Annotated in this window: 18 protein-coding genes, 1 pseudogene and 1 riboswitch; of the genes and pseudogenes, 12 read left to right on the top strand and 7 right to left on the bottom strand. The window is 61.7% G+C overall.

Features of this window, described 5'->3' with window-relative positions:
• Positions 1-22: 22 nt before the first annotated feature.
• The 10 genes from AB4Z20_RS16060 to hisC all read left to right on the top strand — a co-directional run bounded on the left by AB4Z20_RS16060 (position 23) and on the right by hisC (position 7,998).
• Positions 23-832 (top strand): ATP-binding cassette domain-containing protein, encoded by an 810-nt coding sequence (locus AB4Z20_RS16060; protein WP_003197859.1) that lies wholly within the window; start codon positions 23-25, stop codon positions 830-832.
• Positions 832-1,629 carry a lipid asymmetry maintenance ABC transporter permease subunit MlaE gene (gene mlaE / locus AB4Z20_RS16055; RefSeq protein WP_046063856.1) on the top strand — a complete coding sequence of 266 codons (798 nt, stop codon included), beginning with the start codon at positions 832-834 and terminating at the stop codon, positions 1,627-1,629. Before AB4Z20_RS16060 ends, mlaE begins: the two co-directional genes overlap by 1 nt.
• Positions 1,629-2,096 carry an outer membrane lipid asymmetry maintenance protein MlaD gene (gene mlaD, locus AB4Z20_RS16050; RefSeq protein ID WP_053118499.1) on the top strand — a complete coding sequence of 156 codons (468 nt, stop codon included), beginning with the start codon at positions 1,629-1,631 and terminating at the stop codon, positions 2,094-2,096. The genes mlaE and mlaD overlap by 1 nt, the downstream gene beginning before the upstream one ends.
• Positions 2,097-2,107: 11 nt before the next feature.
• Positions 2,108-2,761: an MlaC/ttg2D family ABC transporter substrate-binding protein gene (locus AB4Z20_RS16045; protein WP_214511258.1), complete on the top strand. Its 654-nt coding sequence runs from the start codon at positions 2,108-2,110 to the stop codon at positions 2,759-2,761.
• Between the two features lie 8 nt (positions 2,762-2,769).
• A complete protein-coding gene (locus tag AB4Z20_RS16040) occupies positions 2,770-3,075 on the top strand; it encodes an STAS domain-containing protein (RefSeq protein ID WP_253471647.1) in 306 nt (101 codons plus the stop codon).
• Positions 3,076-3,190: 115 nt separating this feature from the next.
• The gene (locus tag AB4Z20_RS16035) at positions 3,191-3,430 is read left to right on the top strand and encodes a BolA family protein (protein ID WP_018614022.1); all 240 of its coding nucleotides are present in this window, start codon (positions 3,191-3,193) and stop codon (positions 3,428-3,430) included.
• Positions 3,431-3,452: 22 nt separating this feature from the next.
• Complete coding sequence (gene murA, locus AB4Z20_RS16030) at positions 3,453-4,718, top strand: UDP-N-acetylglucosamine 1-carboxyvinyltransferase (protein WP_018614024.1); 1,266 nt, start codon at positions 3,453-3,455, stop codon at positions 4,716-4,718.
• Positions 4,719-4,847: 129 nt separating this feature from the next.
• A complete protein-coding gene (gene hisG, locus AB4Z20_RS16025; protein WP_003197870.1) occupies positions 4,848-5,483 on the top strand; it encodes an ATP phosphoribosyltransferase in 636 nt (211 codons plus the stop codon).
• A gap of 123 nt (positions 5,484-5,606) precedes the next feature.
• Positions 5,607-6,944: a histidinol dehydrogenase gene (hisD, locus tag AB4Z20_RS16020; protein ID WP_212797519.1), complete on the top strand. Its 1,338-nt coding sequence runs from the start codon at positions 5,607-5,609 to the stop codon at positions 6,942-6,944.
• Position 6,945: 1 nt separating this feature from the next.
• Positions 6,946-7,998, top strand: a complete 1,053-nt coding sequence (gene hisC, locus AB4Z20_RS16015) for a histidinol-phosphate transaminase (RefSeq protein ID WP_253471649.1) — start codon at positions 6,946-6,948, stop codon at positions 7,996-7,998.
• A gap of 321 nt (positions 7,999-8,319) precedes the next feature.
• On the opposite strand, the gene AB4Z20_RS16010 is transcribed toward hisC, so the two are convergent.
• Positions 8,320-9,063, bottom strand: coding sequence for a methyl-accepting chemotaxis protein (locus AB4Z20_RS16010; protein WP_375538592.1), 744 nt, complete (start codon positions 9,061-9,063; stop codon positions 8,320-8,322).
• Positions 9,064-9,177: 114 nt separating this feature from the next.
• Positions 9,178-9,378, bottom strand: a pseudogene (locus AB4Z20_RS16005) (HAMP domain-containing protein); the annotation flags it as partial.
• 1,298 nt (positions 9,379-10,676) lie between these two features.
• Here AB4Z20_RS16005 and AB4Z20_RS16000 point away from each other — a divergent pair.
• Positions 10,677-11,492, top strand: coding sequence for a M48 family metallopeptidase (locus AB4Z20_RS16000; RefSeq protein ID WP_214511263.1), 816 nt, complete (start codon positions 10,677-10,679; stop codon positions 11,490-11,492).
• Positions 11,493-11,618: 126 nt separating this feature from the next.
• Here the strand turns inward: AB4Z20_RS16000 and AB4Z20_RS15995 are convergent, their stop codons facing one another.
• From AB4Z20_RS15995 to AB4Z20_RS15985, 3 genes are all read right to left on the bottom strand, one after another.
• Positions 11,619-12,203, bottom strand: coding sequence for a TMEM165/GDT1 family protein (locus AB4Z20_RS15995; protein WP_003197879.1), 585 nt, complete (start codon positions 12,201-12,203; stop codon positions 11,619-11,621).
• A gap of 88 nt (positions 12,204-12,291) precedes the next feature.
• Positions 12,292-12,414: riboswitch (yybP-ykoY riboswitch) on the bottom strand.
• A 49-nt stretch (positions 12,415-12,463) separates the two neighbouring features.
• A complete protein-coding gene (locus AB4Z20_RS15990) occupies positions 12,464-13,462 on the bottom strand; it encodes a class I SAM-dependent methyltransferase (RefSeq protein ID WP_253471654.1) in 999 nt (332 codons plus the stop codon).
• 33 nt (positions 13,463-13,495) lie between these two features.
• Positions 13,496-14,461, bottom strand: a complete 966-nt coding sequence (locus tag AB4Z20_RS15985; protein WP_253471656.1) for a 2-hydroxyacid dehydrogenase — start codon at positions 14,459-14,461, stop codon at positions 13,496-13,498.
• A 278-nt stretch (positions 14,462-14,739) separates the two neighbouring features.
• Here AB4Z20_RS15985 and AB4Z20_RS15980 point away from each other — a divergent pair, with 278 nt between their 5' ends.
• Positions 14,740-15,369 carry a LysE family translocator gene (locus AB4Z20_RS15980; protein ID WP_072346960.1) on the top strand — a complete coding sequence of 210 codons (630 nt, stop codon included), beginning with the start codon at positions 14,740-14,742 and terminating at the stop codon, positions 15,367-15,369.
• A gap of 44 nt (positions 15,370-15,413) precedes the next feature.
• On the opposite strand, the gene AB4Z20_RS15975 is transcribed toward AB4Z20_RS15980, so the two are convergent.
• Both AB4Z20_RS15975 and AB4Z20_RS15970 read right to left on the bottom strand, forming a co-directional pair.
• A complete protein-coding gene (locus AB4Z20_RS15975) occupies positions 15,414-16,040 on the bottom strand; it encodes a CatB-related O-acetyltransferase (protein ID WP_258690380.1) in 627 nt (208 codons plus the stop codon).
• On the bottom strand, positions 16,037-16,951 hold the full coding sequence (locus tag AB4Z20_RS15970; protein ID WP_253471661.1) for a glycosyltransferase family 2 protein: 915 nt from the start codon (positions 16,949-16,951) through the stop codon (positions 16,037-16,039). Before AB4Z20_RS15970 ends, AB4Z20_RS15975 begins: the two co-directional genes overlap by 4 nt.
• Positions 16,952-17,103 lie beyond the last annotated feature (152 nt).

Raw genomic sequence — 17,103 nt, 5'->3', positions numbered from 1 at the left:
GGCTGCATCGCAAGGAGTTTAGATGAGTGCCGACAACGCCTACGCGGTCGAGCTGAAGGGACTGTCCTTCAAGCGAGGGACGCGCAGCATTTTCAATGACATCGATATTCGCATTCCGCGCGGCAAGGTCACCGGCATCATGGGGCCTTCCGGGTGTGGCAAGACCACGCTGCTGCGGCTGATCGGGGCACAACTGCGCCCCAGCGCCGGCGAAGTCTGGGTCAATGGTCAGAATCTTCCCGAGTTGTCTCGCAGCGACCTGTTCGATGCGCGCAAGCACATGGGCGTGCTGTTCCAGAGTGGCGCGCTGTTTACCGATCTTGATGTGTTCGAGAACGTGGCGTTCCCGTTGCGGGTCCATACCGAGCTGCCGGAAGAGATGATCCGCGACATCGTCCTGCTCAAGTTGCAGGCCGTCGGGCTGCGGGGTGCCCTCGACCTGATGCCCGACGAGCTGTCCGGCGGCATGAAGCGTCGGGTCGCGTTGGCGCGGGCGATTGCCCTCGATCCGAAGATCCTCATGTACGACGAGCCCTTCGTCGGGCAGGACCCGATCGCCATGGGCGTGCTCGTGCGCCTGATCCGCCTGCTCAACGATGCGCTGGGCATCACCAGCATCGTGGTCTCCCACGACCTGGCCGAAACCGCGAGCATTGCCGACTATATCTATGTGGTTGGCGATAGCCAGGTGCTGGGGCAGGGCACGCCCCAGGAACTGGCGGATTCTGATAATCCGCGCATTCGCCAATTCATGAAGGGTGATCCGGACGGGCCGGTGGCGTTCCATTTCCCGGCCACGGATTACCGTACCGATCTGCTGGGGAAGCGCTGATGCGCAAGAAATCACTGTTGGAAAGAATTCGCCTGTTTGGCCGCTCCGGCATCGATGTGGTGGCGGTACTGGGCCGTTCCTCGCTGTTCCTGATGCACGCCTTGCTCGGTCGCAACTCGACGGGCGGCGGTTTTGGCCTGCTGGTCAAGCAGTTGCACTCGGTGGGCGTGATGTCCCTGGTGATCATCGTGGTCTCCGGGATCTTCATTGGCATGGTGCTGGCGCTGCAAGGCTTCAGCATTTTGTCCAGCTACGGTTCGGAGCAGGCGGTCGGGCAGATGGTTGCGTTGACGCTGCTGCGTGAGCTCGGCCCCGTGGTCACGGCGCTGCTGTTTGCCGGGCGTGCCGGTTCGGCGCTGACGGCCGAAATCGGTAACATGAAGTCCACCGAGCAGTTGTCCAGCCTGGAAATGATCGGTGTCGACCCGCTCAAGTACATCATTGCCCCGCGCCTGTGGGCCGGTTTCATTTCCCTGCCGGTGCTGGCGATGATTTTCAGCGTCGTGGGGATCTGGGGCGGCTCGTGGGTGGCTGTCGACTGGTTGGGGGTCTATGAGGGTTCCTACTGGTCGAACATGCAAAACAGCGTCGACTTCCTCGACGATGTCCTCAATGGCGTGATCAAAAGTGCCGTATTCGCTTTCGTCGTGACCTGGATCGCCGTGTTTCAAGGCTATGACTGTGAGCCCACGTCAGAGGGGATCAGCCGTGCCACAACCAAGACCGTGGTGTACGCCTCGCTGGCGGTCCTGGGCCTCGACTTTATTCTGACCGCCTTGATGTTTGGAGATTTCTGATGCAAAACCGCACCCTGGAAATCGGTGTCGGCCTTTTCTTGCTGGCTGGCATCCTGGCTTTGCTGCTGCTGGCCCTGCGGGTCAGTGGACTGGCGCCGACGGCAAGCACCGATACTTATAAACTTTATGCCAACTTTGACAATATCGCCGGTTTGACGGTCAGAGCAAAGGTGACCATGGCCGGTGTCACTATCGGCAAGGTCACGGCAATCGATCTGAATCGCGAGGATTTCACCGGTCGGGTGACGCTGCAGTTGGAAAAGCGCGTGGATAACCTGCCGACTGATTCCACTGCATCTATCCTCACGGCTGGGCTGCTGGGTGAGAAGTACATTGGCATCAGCGTGGGTGGGGAAGACGCCGTGCTCAAGGACGGTGGTGTCATCCACGATACGCAGTCGTCCCTGGTGCTCGAGGACCTGATTGGTAAATTCCTGCTCAATACCGTTAGCAAAGACGCCAAATGAGGAGCTTTTGAATGATCTCTATCTTGCGACGTGGCCTGTTGGTGCTGCTCGCCGCGCTGCCGTTGATGGCTAACGCCGTGGCTGCGCCTTCGGCCCATGACATCATCCAGGACACGACGACCCGGCTGTTGGCGGACCTTTCCGCCAACAAAGAGAAATACAAGCAGGACCCAAGTGCGTTCTATGACGCGTTGAACGGCATCGTCGGCCCCGTGGTGGACGCCGACGGCATCTCCAGGAGCATCATGACCGTCAAGTACTCGCGCAAGGCGAGCCCGGCGCAGATGACCCGTTTCCAGGAGAACTTCAAGCGCAGCCTGATGCAGTTCTATGGCAACGCCTTGCTTGAGTACAACAACCAGGGCATCACCGTTTCGCCGGCCAAGGACGAAAGCGGCACCCGCACCAGCGTCGACATGCAGGTCAAGGGTAACAACGGCGCGATCTACCCTGTCTCCTACACACTCGAGAAAATCAACGACGAGTGGAAGGTGCGCAACGTGATCATCAATGGCATCAACATTGGCAAGCTGTTCCGCGATCAGTTCGCCGACGCGATGCAACGCAATGGCAACGATCTGGACAAGACCATCAACGGTTGGGCCGGTGAGGTCGCCAAGGCCAAGGAAGTGGCCGAAGAAGCCAAAGAGAAGCAGGCGCAATGATCGAGTCGGTGAGTGAGTCCGCCGTTCGTCTGGGTGAGGCTGGCGTGCTGATGCTCAGTGGCGTGCTGGATTACCGCACCGGCCCGGCCCTGCGCAAGGAGGGTCGGGCGCTGATCAAGTCCATCAGTGCCGCCGAGGTGGTCATTGACTGCTCGGCGGTACAGAAGTCCAGCAGCGTCGGGCTGTCGCTGCTGCTGTGCTTCATGCGGGACGCCAAGGCTGCCGGCAAAACGTGGAGCATCCGTGGGATGCCCGAAGACATGCGCGAAATAGCTCAGGTCAGCGAGCTGACCGAGTTGTTGGCGCACCCCTGACCCACATTGTTGGAAACGTCCCCCCGTCAGAGTCCTGCTTCGCGGGGTTCGCAGGCGCGGGGCTTTTTTGTATGATGTGCGACCCGCGCGCACAGGGCGCCGATTGAGGTTGAGCATGCAGGCTGTAGAAGTGAAGAGCTTCCTAGAAGGAAAGCTGCCTGGTACGAAGGTGGAAGTTGAAGGCGAAGGCTGCAACTTCCAGCTGAACGTGATCAGCGATGAACTGGCGACGTTGAGCCCAGTGAAGCGTCAGCAGAGCATCTATGCCCATTTGAACCCATGGATCGCCGATGGCAGCATCCACGCGGTCACGATGAAATTTTTCAGCAGCGCGGCCTGGGCCGAGCGCACCTGAGCCCAAGGGCCTCGAGATTCTTATGGATAAACTGATTATTACCGGCGGCGTTCGTCTTGATGGCGAAATCCGTATTTCCGGGGCAAAGAACTCCGCCCTGCCGATCCTGGCTGCGACCCTGCTGTGCGATGGCCCGGTGACCGTGGCCAACCTGCCGCACCTGCACGACATCACCACGATGATCGAGCTGTTCGGTCGCATGGGCATTGAGCCGGTGATCGACGAGAAGCTCAGCGTCGAGATCGACCCGCGCACCATCAAGACCCTGATCGCCCCGTACGAACTGGTGAAAACCATGCGTGCGTCGATCCTGGTGCTGGGCCCGATGGTCGCGCGCTTTGGTGAAGCCGAAGTTGCCTTGCCTGGCGGTTGCGCCATTGGCTCGCGTCCGGTGGACCTGCACATTCGCGGCCTGGAAGCCATGGGCGCGGTGATCGACGTCGAAGGCGGCTACATCAAGGCCAAGGCGCCGGAAGGCGGCTTGCGCGGCGCGCACTTCTTCTTCGATACCGTCAGCGTGACCGGTACCGAGAACATCATGATGGCCGCCGCACTGGCCAAGGGCCGCAGCGTGCTGCAAAACGCCGCGCGCGAGCCTGAAGTGGTCGACCTGGCGAACTTCCTGATCGCCATGGGCGCCAAGATCAGCGGCGCTGGCACCGACACCATCACCATCGATGGCGTCGAGCGCCTGCATTCGGCCACCTACAAAGTGATGCCGGATCGGATCGAAACCGGCACCTACCTGGTCGCCGCTGCCGTCACCGGTGGCCGCGTCAAGGTCAAGGACACCGATCCGACCATCCTTGAAGCCGTCCTGGAGAAACTCAAGGAAGCCGGTGCCGAAGTCACCTGCGGCGAAGACTGGATCGAAGTGAACATGCACGGCAAGCGGCCAAAAGCCGTCAACGTGCGGACCGCTCCGTACCCGGCGTTCCCGACCGACATGCAGGCGCAGTTCATCTCCCTCAACGCCATTGCCGAAGGCACGGGCGCTGTGATCGAGACGATCTTCGAAAACCGTTTCATGCACGTCTACGAACTGCACCGCATGGGCGCCAAGATTCAGGTCGAAGGCAACACCGCCATCGTTACTGGCACCGAGAAACTCAAGGGCGCGCCAGTGATGGCCACCGACCTGCGGGCCTCGGCCAGCCTGGTGATCTCGGCCCTGGTTGCCGAAGGCGATACCCTGATCGATCGCATCTACCACATCGACCGTGGCTATGAGTGCATCGAAGAAAAACTGCAGATGCTCGGCGCCAAGATCCGCCGCGTACCGGGCTAGTTCCGGTTGCATAGGCACAAGGATGTGCCCGTTGATTTCGTTTCAGGTCGAGGGTGTTTGCACCCTCGATGTGTGTCCGGCGCCGCTTGCGACCGGGCATGAGTACCTTGATAAGGACTGACGTTTCCCATGTTGACCATCGCACTGTCCAAGGGCCGCATCCTTGACGACACCCTGCCGCTTCTGGCTGAAGCGGGCATCGTGCCGACCGAGAATCCGGACAAGAGCCGCAAGCTGATCATCCCCACGACCCAGGCCGATGTGCGCTTGCTGATCGTGCGTGCCACCGATGTGCCGACCTACGTGGAACATGGCGCCGCCGACCTGGGCGTTGCCGGCAAGGACGTGCTGATGGAATACGGCGGCCAGGGCCTGTACGAGCCCCTGGACCTGCAGATCGCCCGCTGCAAGCTGATGACCGCCGGTAAAGTCGGCGCGCCGGAGCCCAAGGGGCGTTTGCGCGTGGCGACCAAGTTCGTCAACATTGCCAAGCGTTACTACGCCGAGCAGGGTCGTCAGGTCGACATCATCAAGTTGTACGGTTCGATGGAGCTGGCGCCGCTGATTGGCCTGGCGGACAAGATCATCGACGTGGTCGACACCGGCAACACCCTGCGGGCCAATGGCCTGGAACCCCAGGACTTCATCGCTGACATCACCTCCCGGCTGATCGTCAACAAGGCTTCGATGAAAATGCAGCACGCCCGTATCCAGGCTCTGATCGATACCCTGCGCAAGGCAGTGGAATCGCGACACCGCGGCTGATTCACCTGCGCGACCTTGAGTCGCGCCCGTCTATCCGTGTCATAGCCAATTTTCTCAGGTGCCCACGCGAATGGACTGGTAGCTTAGGGCGCCTGAGCATTTGCCATTAATGAGGCCCTCGCTATGACCGCTCCCACTTCGATTCGCCGTCTCAACGCTGCCGACCCGGATTTCGCACATCATCTGGATCATCTGCTGAGCTGGGAAAGCGTGTCTGACGACTCGGTCAATCAGCGGGTGCTGGACATCATCAAGGCTGTGCGCGAGCGTGGCGATGCGGCCCTGGTGGAATTCACCCAGAAGTTCGACGGCCTGCAAGTGGCGTCCATGGCCGACCTGATCCTGCCGCGCGAGCGCCTGGAACTGGCCCTGACCCGGATCACCGTGCCCCAGCGCGAAGCCCTGGAAAAAGCCGCGTCCCGGGTGCGCGACTATCACGAAAGGCAGAAACAGGACTCCTGGAGCTACACCGAAGCCGACGGCACCGTGCTGGGCCAGAAGGTCACGCCGCTGGACCGCGCCGGCCTGTACGTGCCGGGCGGCAAGGCGTCCTATCCGTCCTCGGTGCTGATGAACGCCATCCCGGCCAAGGTCGCCGGCGTGACCGAAGTGGTCATGGTCGTCCCCACCCCGCGCGGTGAAATCAACGAACTGGTGCTGGCCGCCGCCTGTATCGCCGGCGTGGACCGGGTGTTCACCATCGGCGGTGCCCAGGCCGTGGCTGCGCTGGCCTATGGCACCGAAAGCGTGCCGCGGGTCGACAAGGTGGTCGGGCCGGGCAACATCTATGTCGCTACCGCCAAGCGCCACGTGTTTGGCCAGGTCGGCATCGACATGATCGCCGGCCCTTCGGAAATCCTCGTGGTGTGCGACGGCCAGACTGACCCGGACTGGATCGCCATGGACCTGTTTTCCCAGGCCGAGCACGACGAAGACGCCCAGGCGATCCTGGTCAGCCCGGACGCCGAGTTCCTCGACAAGGTCGCCGCCAGCATCGACAAGCTGCTGCCGACCATGGACCGCGCCGAGATCATCAACACCTCGATCAACGGTCGTGGTGCGCTGATCAAGGTCCGCGACATGGAGCAGGCCATCGAAGTCGCCAACCGCATCGCGCCGGAACACCTGGAATTGTCGGTCGCCGACCCGCAGGCCTGGTTGCCGCAGATCCGTCACGCCGGTGCGATCTTCATGGGTCGCCACACCAGTGAGGCCCTGGGTGACTACTGCGCAGGCCCCAATCACGTGCTGCCGACTTCCGGCACCGCGCGCTTCTCGTCGCCGCTGGGGGTGTATGACTTCCAGAAACGTTCGTCGATCATCTTCTGCTCCGAGCAGGGCGCATCCGAACTGGGCAAGACCGCTTCGGTGCTGGCCCGTGGCGAATCGCTGAGCGCCCACGCGCGCAGTGCCGAGTACCGCATTCTTGACGAGCCATCCATTGAAGGGCAGGGGAACTGAAATGAGTAAATTCTGGAGCCCGTTCGTCAAGAACCTGGTGCCCTACGTGCCGGGTGAACAGCCGAAGCTGACCCGGCTGGTCAAGCTCAACACCAACGAAAACCCCTACGGCCCGTCGCCCAAGGCCCTGGCGGCGATGCAGACCGAGCTGAACGACAACCTGCGCCTGTATCCGGACCCCAACAGCGACCTGCTGAAAGGCGCCGTGGCCCGCTATTACGGCGTGCAGAGCAACCAGGTGTTCCTGGGTAACGGCTCGGATGAAGTGCTGGCGCACATTTTTCACGGTTTGTTGCAACACGACCAACCGCTGTTGTTCCCGGACATCAGCTACAGCTTCTATCCGGTGTATTGCGGGCTGTACGGCATCCAGTTCGATGCGGTGCCGCTGGATGCGCAATTCCAGATCGACCCGGCAGACTACGCCAAACCCAATGGCGGGATCATTTTCCCCAACCCGAACGCGCCGACCGGTTGCCTGCTGGCGCTGGAAGCGGTCGAGCAGATCCTCAAGGCCAGCCCGGATTCGGTGGTGGTGGTCGACGAGGCCTATGTCGACTTCGGCGGCGAGACGGCCATCAGCCTGGTGGATCGCTATCCGAACCTGCTGGTGACCCAGACCCTGTCCAAGTCCCGTTCCCTGGCGGGGCTGCGCGTGGGCCTGGCGGTGGGCCATCCGGACCTGATCGAAGCGCTGGAGCGGATCAAGAACAGCTTCAACTCCTACCCGCTGGATCGCCTGGCGAATGTCGGCGGCGCGGCGGCGTTCGATGATCGTGAGCATTTCGACCGGACCTGCCAGTTGGTCATCGAGCACCGTGAATGGGTCGTGGCCCAACTGCAAGCCAAGGGCTTTGAAGTGCTGCCCTCGGCGGCCAACTTCATCTTCGCCCGCCACCCCCGACACGATGCGGCAGGATTGGCGGCGAAACTGCGCGAGCAGGGTGTGATCGTGCGGCACTTCAAACAGGAGAGGATTGCCCAGTTCCTGCGGATCAGCATCGGCACACCGGAGCAGAACCAAGCGCTGGTAGAAGCCCTCGGCGAACTCTAAACCCTGCGTTGAACCTGTGGGAGTCTGTGGGAGCAAAGCTTGCTCGCGATAGCGGTTTTGTTGTCCGTGACGACGCCATCGCGAGCAAGCTTTGCTCCCACAGTTGTTCTGCTGTGTTCGCAAGATCGGCATTCCTCCGCCGATCCCCCTGTGGGAGCGAGCTTGCTCGCGAAGGCGGTGTGTCAGTTACTTCAATGTTGGCTGATCCGACGCTATCGCGAGCAAGCTCGCTCCCACAGTTGTTTTGGGGTGTTCACAAGATCGGCGTTCCAGTGCACTTCCCCCTGTGGGAGCGAGCTTGCTCGCGATTGGGCCTTTGGATCAGACCCTGAACTGATTGATCAACCGCCGCTGCTGCTCCGCCAGTTTGGTCAACCCGGCGCTGGCCGCGCTGGATTCGTCGGCGCCGCTGGCGACTTCGTTCGCCACTTGCCCAATGTTGATCACGTTACGGTTGATGTCGTCGGCTACGGCGCTTTGTTCCTCGGCGGCGCTGGCGATCTGGGTGTTCATGTCGTTGATCACCGACACGGCCTGGGTGATCGTTTCCAGGGCCTGGGCCGCTTTCGCCGCATGCTGCACGCTTTCGTCGGTGCGGTTCTGACTGTCTTCCATCACCCGCACCACGTCCCGGGTGCCTTGTTGCAACTGTTGGATCATCGTCTGGATTTCTTCGGTCGCCTGTTGCGTCTTCTGCGCCAGGTTGCGCACTTCATCGGCGACTACCGCGAAACCACGGCCCTGTTCACCGGCTCGGGCGGCTTCGATGGCCGCGTTGAGGGCCAGCAGGTTGGTCTGCTCGGCAATTCCGCGGATGGCGGTGAGGATCGCGTTGATGTTCTCGCTGTCCTTGGCCAGGGTCTGTACCACGCCCACCGCCTTGCCGATTTCCACAGCCAGGGCACCAATGGAGGTGGAGGTGTCCCGCACGATCTGCATGCCCTGGCTGGCAGCCTGGTCTGCATGGCTGGCGGCCTGGGCGGCTTGGGTCGCATTACGGGCCACGTCCTGGGCGGTGGCGGTCATTTCGTGCACGGCAGTGGCGACTTGATCGATCTCCGACATCTGCTTGTGCACGCCCTGGTTGGTGCGGATCGCGATATCGGCGGTGTGCTCCGACGAATCGCTGACGCTCTGCACCGAGGTCACCACCTGGGTGATCATGCCCTGCAACTTGCTCAGGAAGGTGTTGAAGCCCCTGGCGATCGCCCCCAGTTCATCGGCGCGGTCGCTGACCAGGCGACGGGTCAAGTCGCCTTCGCCCTGGGCGATGTCATCGAGCATCGCCACCATTTGCTTGAGCGGTCGGGCAATGCCGTGGCCCACCAGCCAGATCACCAGCAGACCGATGCCGGCAATCACCAGGCCGACTATCGCCATGCCGAAGATGTCGGCCTGGCGCTGATGGTCGAGGTCTTTTTGCAGCGCTTGCAGGTCGGCCATGACCGCGTTCAGCGGCAGCTGCAACATCAGCGTCCAGCGGGCGTTGGTCTCGCCGATGCCGAACGGCATGTACACCTCGATATGCCCGTGTTCTTCGTCGATGTCATAGCGCACTTCACCGGGGCCCAGCTTGGCGAGATTATCCAGTGCACTGGCGTCCAGCAGGTCGCTGGCCTTTTCTCCGAGTTTGCTCGGGTCCTTGGTGAAGGCCACCAGTCGATTGTTGCTGGAGAGCAAGGCCATCTCCCCTGCGCCGTCGTACAACTTGCCATCGGCGGCCACGAGCATGTCCTGGATGAAGTTCACTGACAGGTCGGCGCCGACGATGCCCTGGAACTTGCCATCGATCATGATCGGCTCGATGAACGAGGCGAGCATGGTCATCGTGCTGCCAACGCGATAGGGTGCCGGGTCGATCACGCAGGCTTTCTTGCTGTCCTGCGAGCACAGGTAGTACTCACTGGCGCGGATGCCGGTGGAAAGCAGTTTCTGGTCGGTCACGTCGGCGAGTTTTTCCAGGCCCAGGGAGCCGTCCTGGTTACGGAACCACCACGGCAGGAAACGCCCATTGGTTTCCATGCCCACCACCTGGCTGTTCACATAGTTGGCGTCGTCATGGTCGATGGCGTTCGGTTCCCAGGCGATGTAGGCACCGAGGATCTTCGGGTTGCGCACCACGGTTTCGCGCAACAGGCTGATCATTTGCTCGCGGGGCACCTTCAATTGCGGGTTGCCGTCCGTGCCGTTCATGCCCATCAAGGCGTTGCTGGTGGCCAGGCCACGGGCGAGCAGCAGCGGGGCTTCCAGTTCCCGCTGGATCAGGCTCGCCTGGGTGCGGGCCAGGGCAGTGAGGCGTTGTTCGATGAGTTGTTCGAACTGCGCCTTGGTCCGCTGTTGCACCATGTCCTGGGTGCGCGCGCCGGCAAACAGCGCGTACAGCACCAGGGCGCCCACCACGCTGAGCACGATGGCACCGGCCAGGGCGGCTACGGAAAACTGGATCGATCTGAATTTCATAAAGGCTCCGGACGCGAAAGTGACGTCTGGAGCCGTTATCGGCGTTTCTATGGCGCGGCATGAGGCGTTGTTCGTCGGGTGACTGTTTTAGCTGCGTAGGTGTCGCAAATGGACTGTGTGGGGTCTGTCCGAAAAATCTGTAATCCTTCGTTATGTATCTGGCGCCGATACAAATCAAGGCCTAGGATACGCCCACGTTTCCAGGGAGCTTTTTTTACATGAACAAGACATTGATGGTGAGTGCTCTGAGCGCGGCTCTGCTGCTCACCGGTTGCCAGTCGGTCAATACCACCAGCGGCGGAGCCGTGGGCGTGGAACGCAAGCAGTACATGTTCAGCATGCTGTCGACCGATGAGGTCAACCAGATGTACGCCCAGTCCTATCAAAAGACGATGGGTGAGGCGAGCGCCCAGGGCGCGCTGGACAAGACCAGCAACGAAGCCAAGCGCATCCAGGCCATTGCCGACCGCTTGATTGCCCAGGCGCCCGTGTTTCGCCCGGATTCGGCGCAGTGGAAATGGGAAGTGAACCTGATCAAGAGCGATGAGCTCAACGCCAATTGCGGTCCTGGCGGCAAGATCATGTTCTATACCGGCCTGATCGACAAGTTGAAGCTGACCGACGCTGAAATCGCCGCGGTCATGGGCCACGAAATCGCCCACGCCCTGCGCGAGCACGGGCGCGAAGCGATGTCCAAGGCCTATGGCATCGAGATGGCCAAGCAGGGCGCTGGTGCCTTGTTCGGCCTGGGCCAGGACAGCCTGGCGTTGGCCGACACCGTCGCCAACTATGGCATGACCTTGCCCAACAGCCGTGGCAACGAGAACGAAGCCGACCTGATCGGCCTCGAACTGGCCGCCCGCGCCGGCTACGACCCGAACGCGGCGATCACCTTGTGGAACAAGATGGCCAAGGCCTCGGAAGGCGCGCCGCCGGAATTCATGAGCACCCACCCGTCGTCGAGCAGCCGTATCGCTTCGTTGCAGGCGGCGATTCCGAAGGTGATGCCGCTTTATCAGCAGGCCAAGAAGTAAGCCTCATCATGCGGTGAAACTGTTTTTGTGGCGAGGGAGCTTGCTCCCGCTGGGCTGCGAAGCGGCCCCAAAATCTTGCGGTCGCTGCGCAACCGAGCGGGAGCAAGCTCCCTCGCCACAACAGCCTCAAACCCACCCACTGCTCTGCATCGCCTTGTACACCGCCACGATCGCCAGGACGAAGAATGCCGAGGCGGCCAGGCGGCGGATCAGGGTCAGGGGCAGCTTCTCGGCGGCGAAATTGCCCGCCAGGACCACCGGCACGTTGGCAATCAACATGCCCACGGTGGTGCCGATGATCACCAACCACAACTCCGGGTATTGCGCGGCGAGCATCACCGTGGCGATCTGCGTCTTGTCGCCGATTTCCGCCAGGAAGAACGCAATCAGCGTGGTCAGGAACGGCCCGAACTTGCGGGCCGTGTTCGCTTCCTCATCGTCCAGTTTGTCCGGGACCAGGGTCCACAGCGCCGTGGCCGTGAAGCTTGCCGCCAGTATCCAGTGCAGCACCGCATTGGAGAAAAATCCGCTGACCCAGGCCCCTACTGCCCCGGCGGCTGCGTGGTTGGCGAGTGTTGCGGCAATGATGCCGGCGATGATCGGCCAGGGTTTGCGAAAGCGAGCGGCCAGGATAAGTGCGAGCAATTGCGTCTTGTCGCCGATTTCGGCCAGCGCAACGATAGCGGTAGGTACGAGGAGTGAGTCCAGCATCAGGAATTCCTAAAGGGGCGGGTCGACACGGCTATGACACGTACAGCCTTCCCGCCCCGGGTAAGGTGTGCGTGTCATAGGTCTTGTCAAACCCAGCGACCATCTGCGTGGACGCTTGGGCCGCATACGCCATGGTCTGCTGACCAAGTATGTTGACGTATGCCGGGCGAGCATGGCGCTCGCGGGAGACTACTCCCCTAGGACGGAGCGGATTCTGCCTAGGCAAATCCGATTGAGCAAGTGCTGTTGCCTAAAAGATTTCAACCGCGCTTGGCCCGGTAGATGCGAAAGCCCTGGCCTTCGGCCTTGATGGCGCAGACGCCCAGATGCTCCTCGATCAGTGGCTGGTACTTGAGGAAACTATTGGCAACCAGCCGCAGTTCACCACCGTTTTTCAGATGTTTGGCGGCTTTTCGCAGCAGGTTTTCCGTGGCGTGGTAATCGGTGTGCACGCCGACATGGAACGGTGGGTTGCTCAGGATCGCGCTCAAGCCCATCGGCGCGGCGTCGATGCCGTCACCCGTCAGCACCTCGGCCTCCAGGCCGTTGGCGGCCAGGGTCAGGCGACTGCTGGCGGCGGCAAATGCGTCCACGTCCAACAGGGTGACGGTGTTGTGCGGATAGCGTCGCTTGACCGCGGCCCCCAGCACCCCGGCACCGCAGCCGAAGTCCAGCAAATGCCCGCTGGGCAGTTTATCCAGGTGTTCCAACAGCAGCGCACTGCCGCGGTCCAGGCGACCATGGCTGAACACCCCCGGCAGGCTGATGACCTTCAACGGGCCTTCGGCCAGGGGCAATTCGTAGGTCTGGGCCAGACTTTCCAGGGACTTGGCCTCGGGCGCGTTGGCGACGGTGACCTGCCACAGTTGGCAATGCCGCGCACTGTCGAGCTTGCGTGGCTTGCCGAACGGGTTGAGCTGCTTGGACGCGCCTTCGATGCCGCTGCGCTTTTCCCCCACCAGGTACACCTCGCGCCCGGCCAGGCGCGCCGCCACGGCATTGAGGATGTAGTCGGTCAGGTCCTTGGCCTTGGGCAGGAACACCACGGCCGTGTCGAACCCACGCTCGGGTATGTTCACGCCAAAGTGGCTGCGCTCGGGGAAGCGAGCGTCCAGCGCGGCCTGATCACCAGCGTGCCAGCACCAGCCATGGGCCTCTGGCAAACGGCCGAGCAGGTCATCGGCGGGCAGGCCGGCCAGCAAGACCGAACCCTGGAATAACTCGGCCTGACGAAGCAGTACTTCACTGCGCGGATCCATGGTCTGCTCCTTGAAAAAAAGTGCGGCAGTTTATCAACTGACGACACGCCGCGCTGTACCGCTGAAAAAGCCCTGGGCGTTTTCGCTCATTTGCCCGACGATCCGTTGCCGTGCCTCGCGGCTGCCCCAGGCGTTGTGCGGTGTGACGATCAAGCGTGGAATATCGCCGGCCAGCAGCGGGTTGCCTTGGGCCGGCGGCTCCACGCTGAGCACGTCGGTGGCGGCGCCCCCCAAGTGACCGTTGCGCAGGGCTTCGGCCAGGGCCTGTTCGTCGATCAGGCCGCCACGGGCGGTGTTGACCACGAAGGCACCGGGCTTGAGCTGCGCCAGTTCGCGGGCGCCGATGAAGTTCCGAGTGTGCTCGTTGAGCGGGCAGTGCAGGGTCAAGGCATCGACTTGCGGCAACAACTGCTCCAGCGGCAAGCGGTCGGGGCGGGCCGGGCGCCCGGGGATCTGCCCCAGCAGCACACGCATGCCAAAGGCTTCGGCCAGCCGCCCGACGGCACTGCCCAATTCACCATGGCCCAGCAAGCCCAGGGTCTTGCCTTCCAGTTCGACAATCGGATAATCCAGCAGGCAGAACTGCGAAGCCTCTTGCCAGCGACCTTCACCCACCGCTTTTTGATAATCGGCCAGGCGCGTCGCCAGGTTCAGCAACAGCATGATGGTGTGCTGGGCCACCGACGGTGTGCCGTAACCCTGGCAATTGCACACCGTGATGCCATGGCTGCGGGCGGCGGCCAGGTCGACATTGTTGGTGCCGGTGGCGCTGATCAGGATCAGCTTCAGTTCGGGGCTGGCCGCCATGGCCTGTGCGTCGATCACGATTTTGTTGGTGATCGCCACGGTGGCGCCTTTGAGCCGCTCGATGACCTGGTCCGGCGTGGTCCGGGCGAACAGTTGCAGGTCACTGAAGCAGTTACGCAGCGGGCCCAGGTCCAGGTCGCCGAGGTCCAGGGAAGGGTGGTCGAGGAAAACTGCACGAGCGGTGTTCGTCATCAGCTGTACCTTTTATGTGAAGAACCGAAGGCGTAATGTGACGAGCCTATCAGATGAAATGTGGCCATGGCGGCGTATACCTGTGGCGAGGGCGCAAGCGCTGGGCTCTGTAGGAGCTGGCGAAGCCTGCGATCTTTTGATCTTCGCTTGAGATTCAAGTGTCTGGGGAAAGATCGCAGCCTCGTTGCACTCGTCAGCTCCTACACGCAGTCGAGCGGGAGCAAGCTCCCTCGCCACGGGATTTCATCCAACAAAAGCTTGTCGCAAGGAGCTCCACCATGTACCTCACCGAATTCCTCACCGTCGCCCTGATCCACCTGCTGGCCGTTGCCAGCCCCGGGCCGGATTTTGCCGTGGTGGTGCGCGAAAGCGTGACCCATGGCCGGCGTGCCGGGACCTGGACGGCGCTGGGCGTCGGCACGGCGATTTTCCTGCATGTAGGGTATTCGCTGTTGGGTATCGGCCTGATCGTGTCGCAATCGATCGTGCTATTCAACGCGCTGAAATGGGCCGCCGCCGCGTACCTGCTGTACATCGGCTTCAAGGCACTGCGGGCGCAACCGGCCAAGCCCACCGAGGACAACCTGCACAAAGAGGCCGGTGAGCGTACCCCTCGCGGCGCGTTCACCTCGGGCTTCGTCACCAATGGCCTGAACCCCAAGGCGACGCTGTTTTTCCTGTCGCTGTTCACCGTGGTGATCAACCCACACACGCCGTTGGCCGTCCAGGCCGGTTACGGTGTGTACCTGGCGGTTGCGACGGCTGCCTGGTTCTGCCTGGTGGCGCTGCTGTTCAGCCAGCAACGGGTGCGCGCCGGTTTTGCGCGCATGGGCCACTGGTTCGACCGGACCATGGGCGCGGTGCTCGTCGCCATTGGGGTGAAGCTGGCGTTTACCGAGGCGCATTGACCGTTTCGCCTTTCCTGCGATCGCCCCATGCGGATGTGGGGCGATCAATGCCGTTGGCGGACGTAATCCATGAAAGCGTCGATGTTGTCATTGCATAGCAGTGGCGACACCGCCTTGACTTCCTCCGTCGGCCACGCCCACCAGGCCGACTCAAGCAGGGCCTGACGCACGGGTTCCTCGAAGCGCCAGCGAATGAACCGGCACGGGTTGCCACCCACCATGGCATAAGGCTCGACATCGCGTGTCACTACCGCCCCGGCCGCGACCACGGCGCCATGGCCGATGGTCACGCCCGACAGGATCATCGCTCCAGCGCAGATCCAGCAGTCGCTGCCAATCACCACGTCGCCCTTGGTCGGATTGCTGCCGGGAATGTCCCGGGCTTCGTCGATCATCAGTGGAAATGGAAACGTGCTGATCCAGTCCGTGCGATGCCCTCCGCCCAACAGGATCTTCACCCCTTGGGCGATCGACGTATAAGAGCCGATCTTGAGCGTCGTGTCGTCGCCGAACTCCATCACCTCGGGAATGCCATACGTGCCCACCCCGACCTGGTATTTGGGATAGCGCAGACGGATCTTTTCCGGCGCTCTTTCGAGTTTCTCCAGACGCCTGAGGTGCTTTCGCTCCTTTCGCTCCTTTCGCTCCTTGAGTTTCTGCAAGAATTTCATGATTGGAACCTTGTCATCGGCCATCGCAAGACCAGTCGCTTGAAGCGCTTGAAACTGGTTTTGTTCCAGTGACGCCACGGGATGCTGCGCAACAGTTGCCAGGCTTCCTTCCGGTCTTCGACTACGGCGTACTTCAGCGCTTTGTGCACCAGCACCGTGCGGGCCGACTCGTAGGCGGGGTGGTCCCGATAGGGCTCGATGGCCTGCAGGTCCGACTTGAGCATCAAGCGGTATTTCCTTGACAGGTTATTGGGGTGGCGCCGATAGCGCGTGACGCTGATCGGTAATTCATGGATTGCATACCCCAGGCGGGCGATCCGCAGGGTGATCTGGAAATCCTGGACCCTTAGCTGCGGATCATAAAAATCGGCGTGCTGCAGGGTGCTCATGCGATACAGGGCCGTGGGTGCGCCGATGACCGTGGCGTCGCGCAGCAGATCATCGAAGGTATGCACCTTGATGTGGTCGCGCTGTTGCTCCTTGATGGTCCGGCCCTCGCTGTCCATGTAGATGACCAGCGCGCCGACACAGCCCACCTGCGGATGCTCGTCCAGGTATTGGGCACGGACCCGGATCGAATGGGGCAACATCACATCGTCAAGGTCCGGGGTTGCGACATAAGTGCCCTTGGCATACTTCAGCCCGTGGTTGAGTGCCGCACTGACGCCCTGGTTCTCCTGAGAGTAGAGCTGGAAATCGTAGGTTTGCTGCAACTGCCGCAGCATGACGAGGCTGTTGTCGGTGGAGCCGTCGTCGACCACGATGACCTCAAGGTTCCGGTAATCCTGGGCAAAGAGGCTGTGGATCGCTTCTTCCAGGTATTTCTCGGCGTTGTAGCAAGGGGCCACGATCGACACAAGTGGCGCACCCTGAGGCTCGGTGGCCTGGGATGAGGTCGGTTCGTTGTTCATTATTCTCTGCCAAAAAGTGGTGGCATGCTGGAAACCTGCCAGGGCATTTTTCCCACAGGTTTTTGTAACTAGCCTGATACCTATGCTCGCTGTTGGATCCCGATCTGACAAGGTTTGGCTCCGCAAGGTTTGCGAAACCCTGCGAGGGATGG

Source organism: Pseudomonas sp. KB_12 (genome assembly GCF_052114545.1).
In the GTDB taxonomy this organism is placed as follows: Bacteria; Pseudomonadota; Gammaproteobacteria; order Pseudomonadales; family Pseudomonadaceae; genus Aquipseudomonas; species Aquipseudomonas brassicacearum.
Note: the sequence above shows the minus strand (reverse complement) of the source record. Positions and strands in the feature narration are given on the sequence as shown.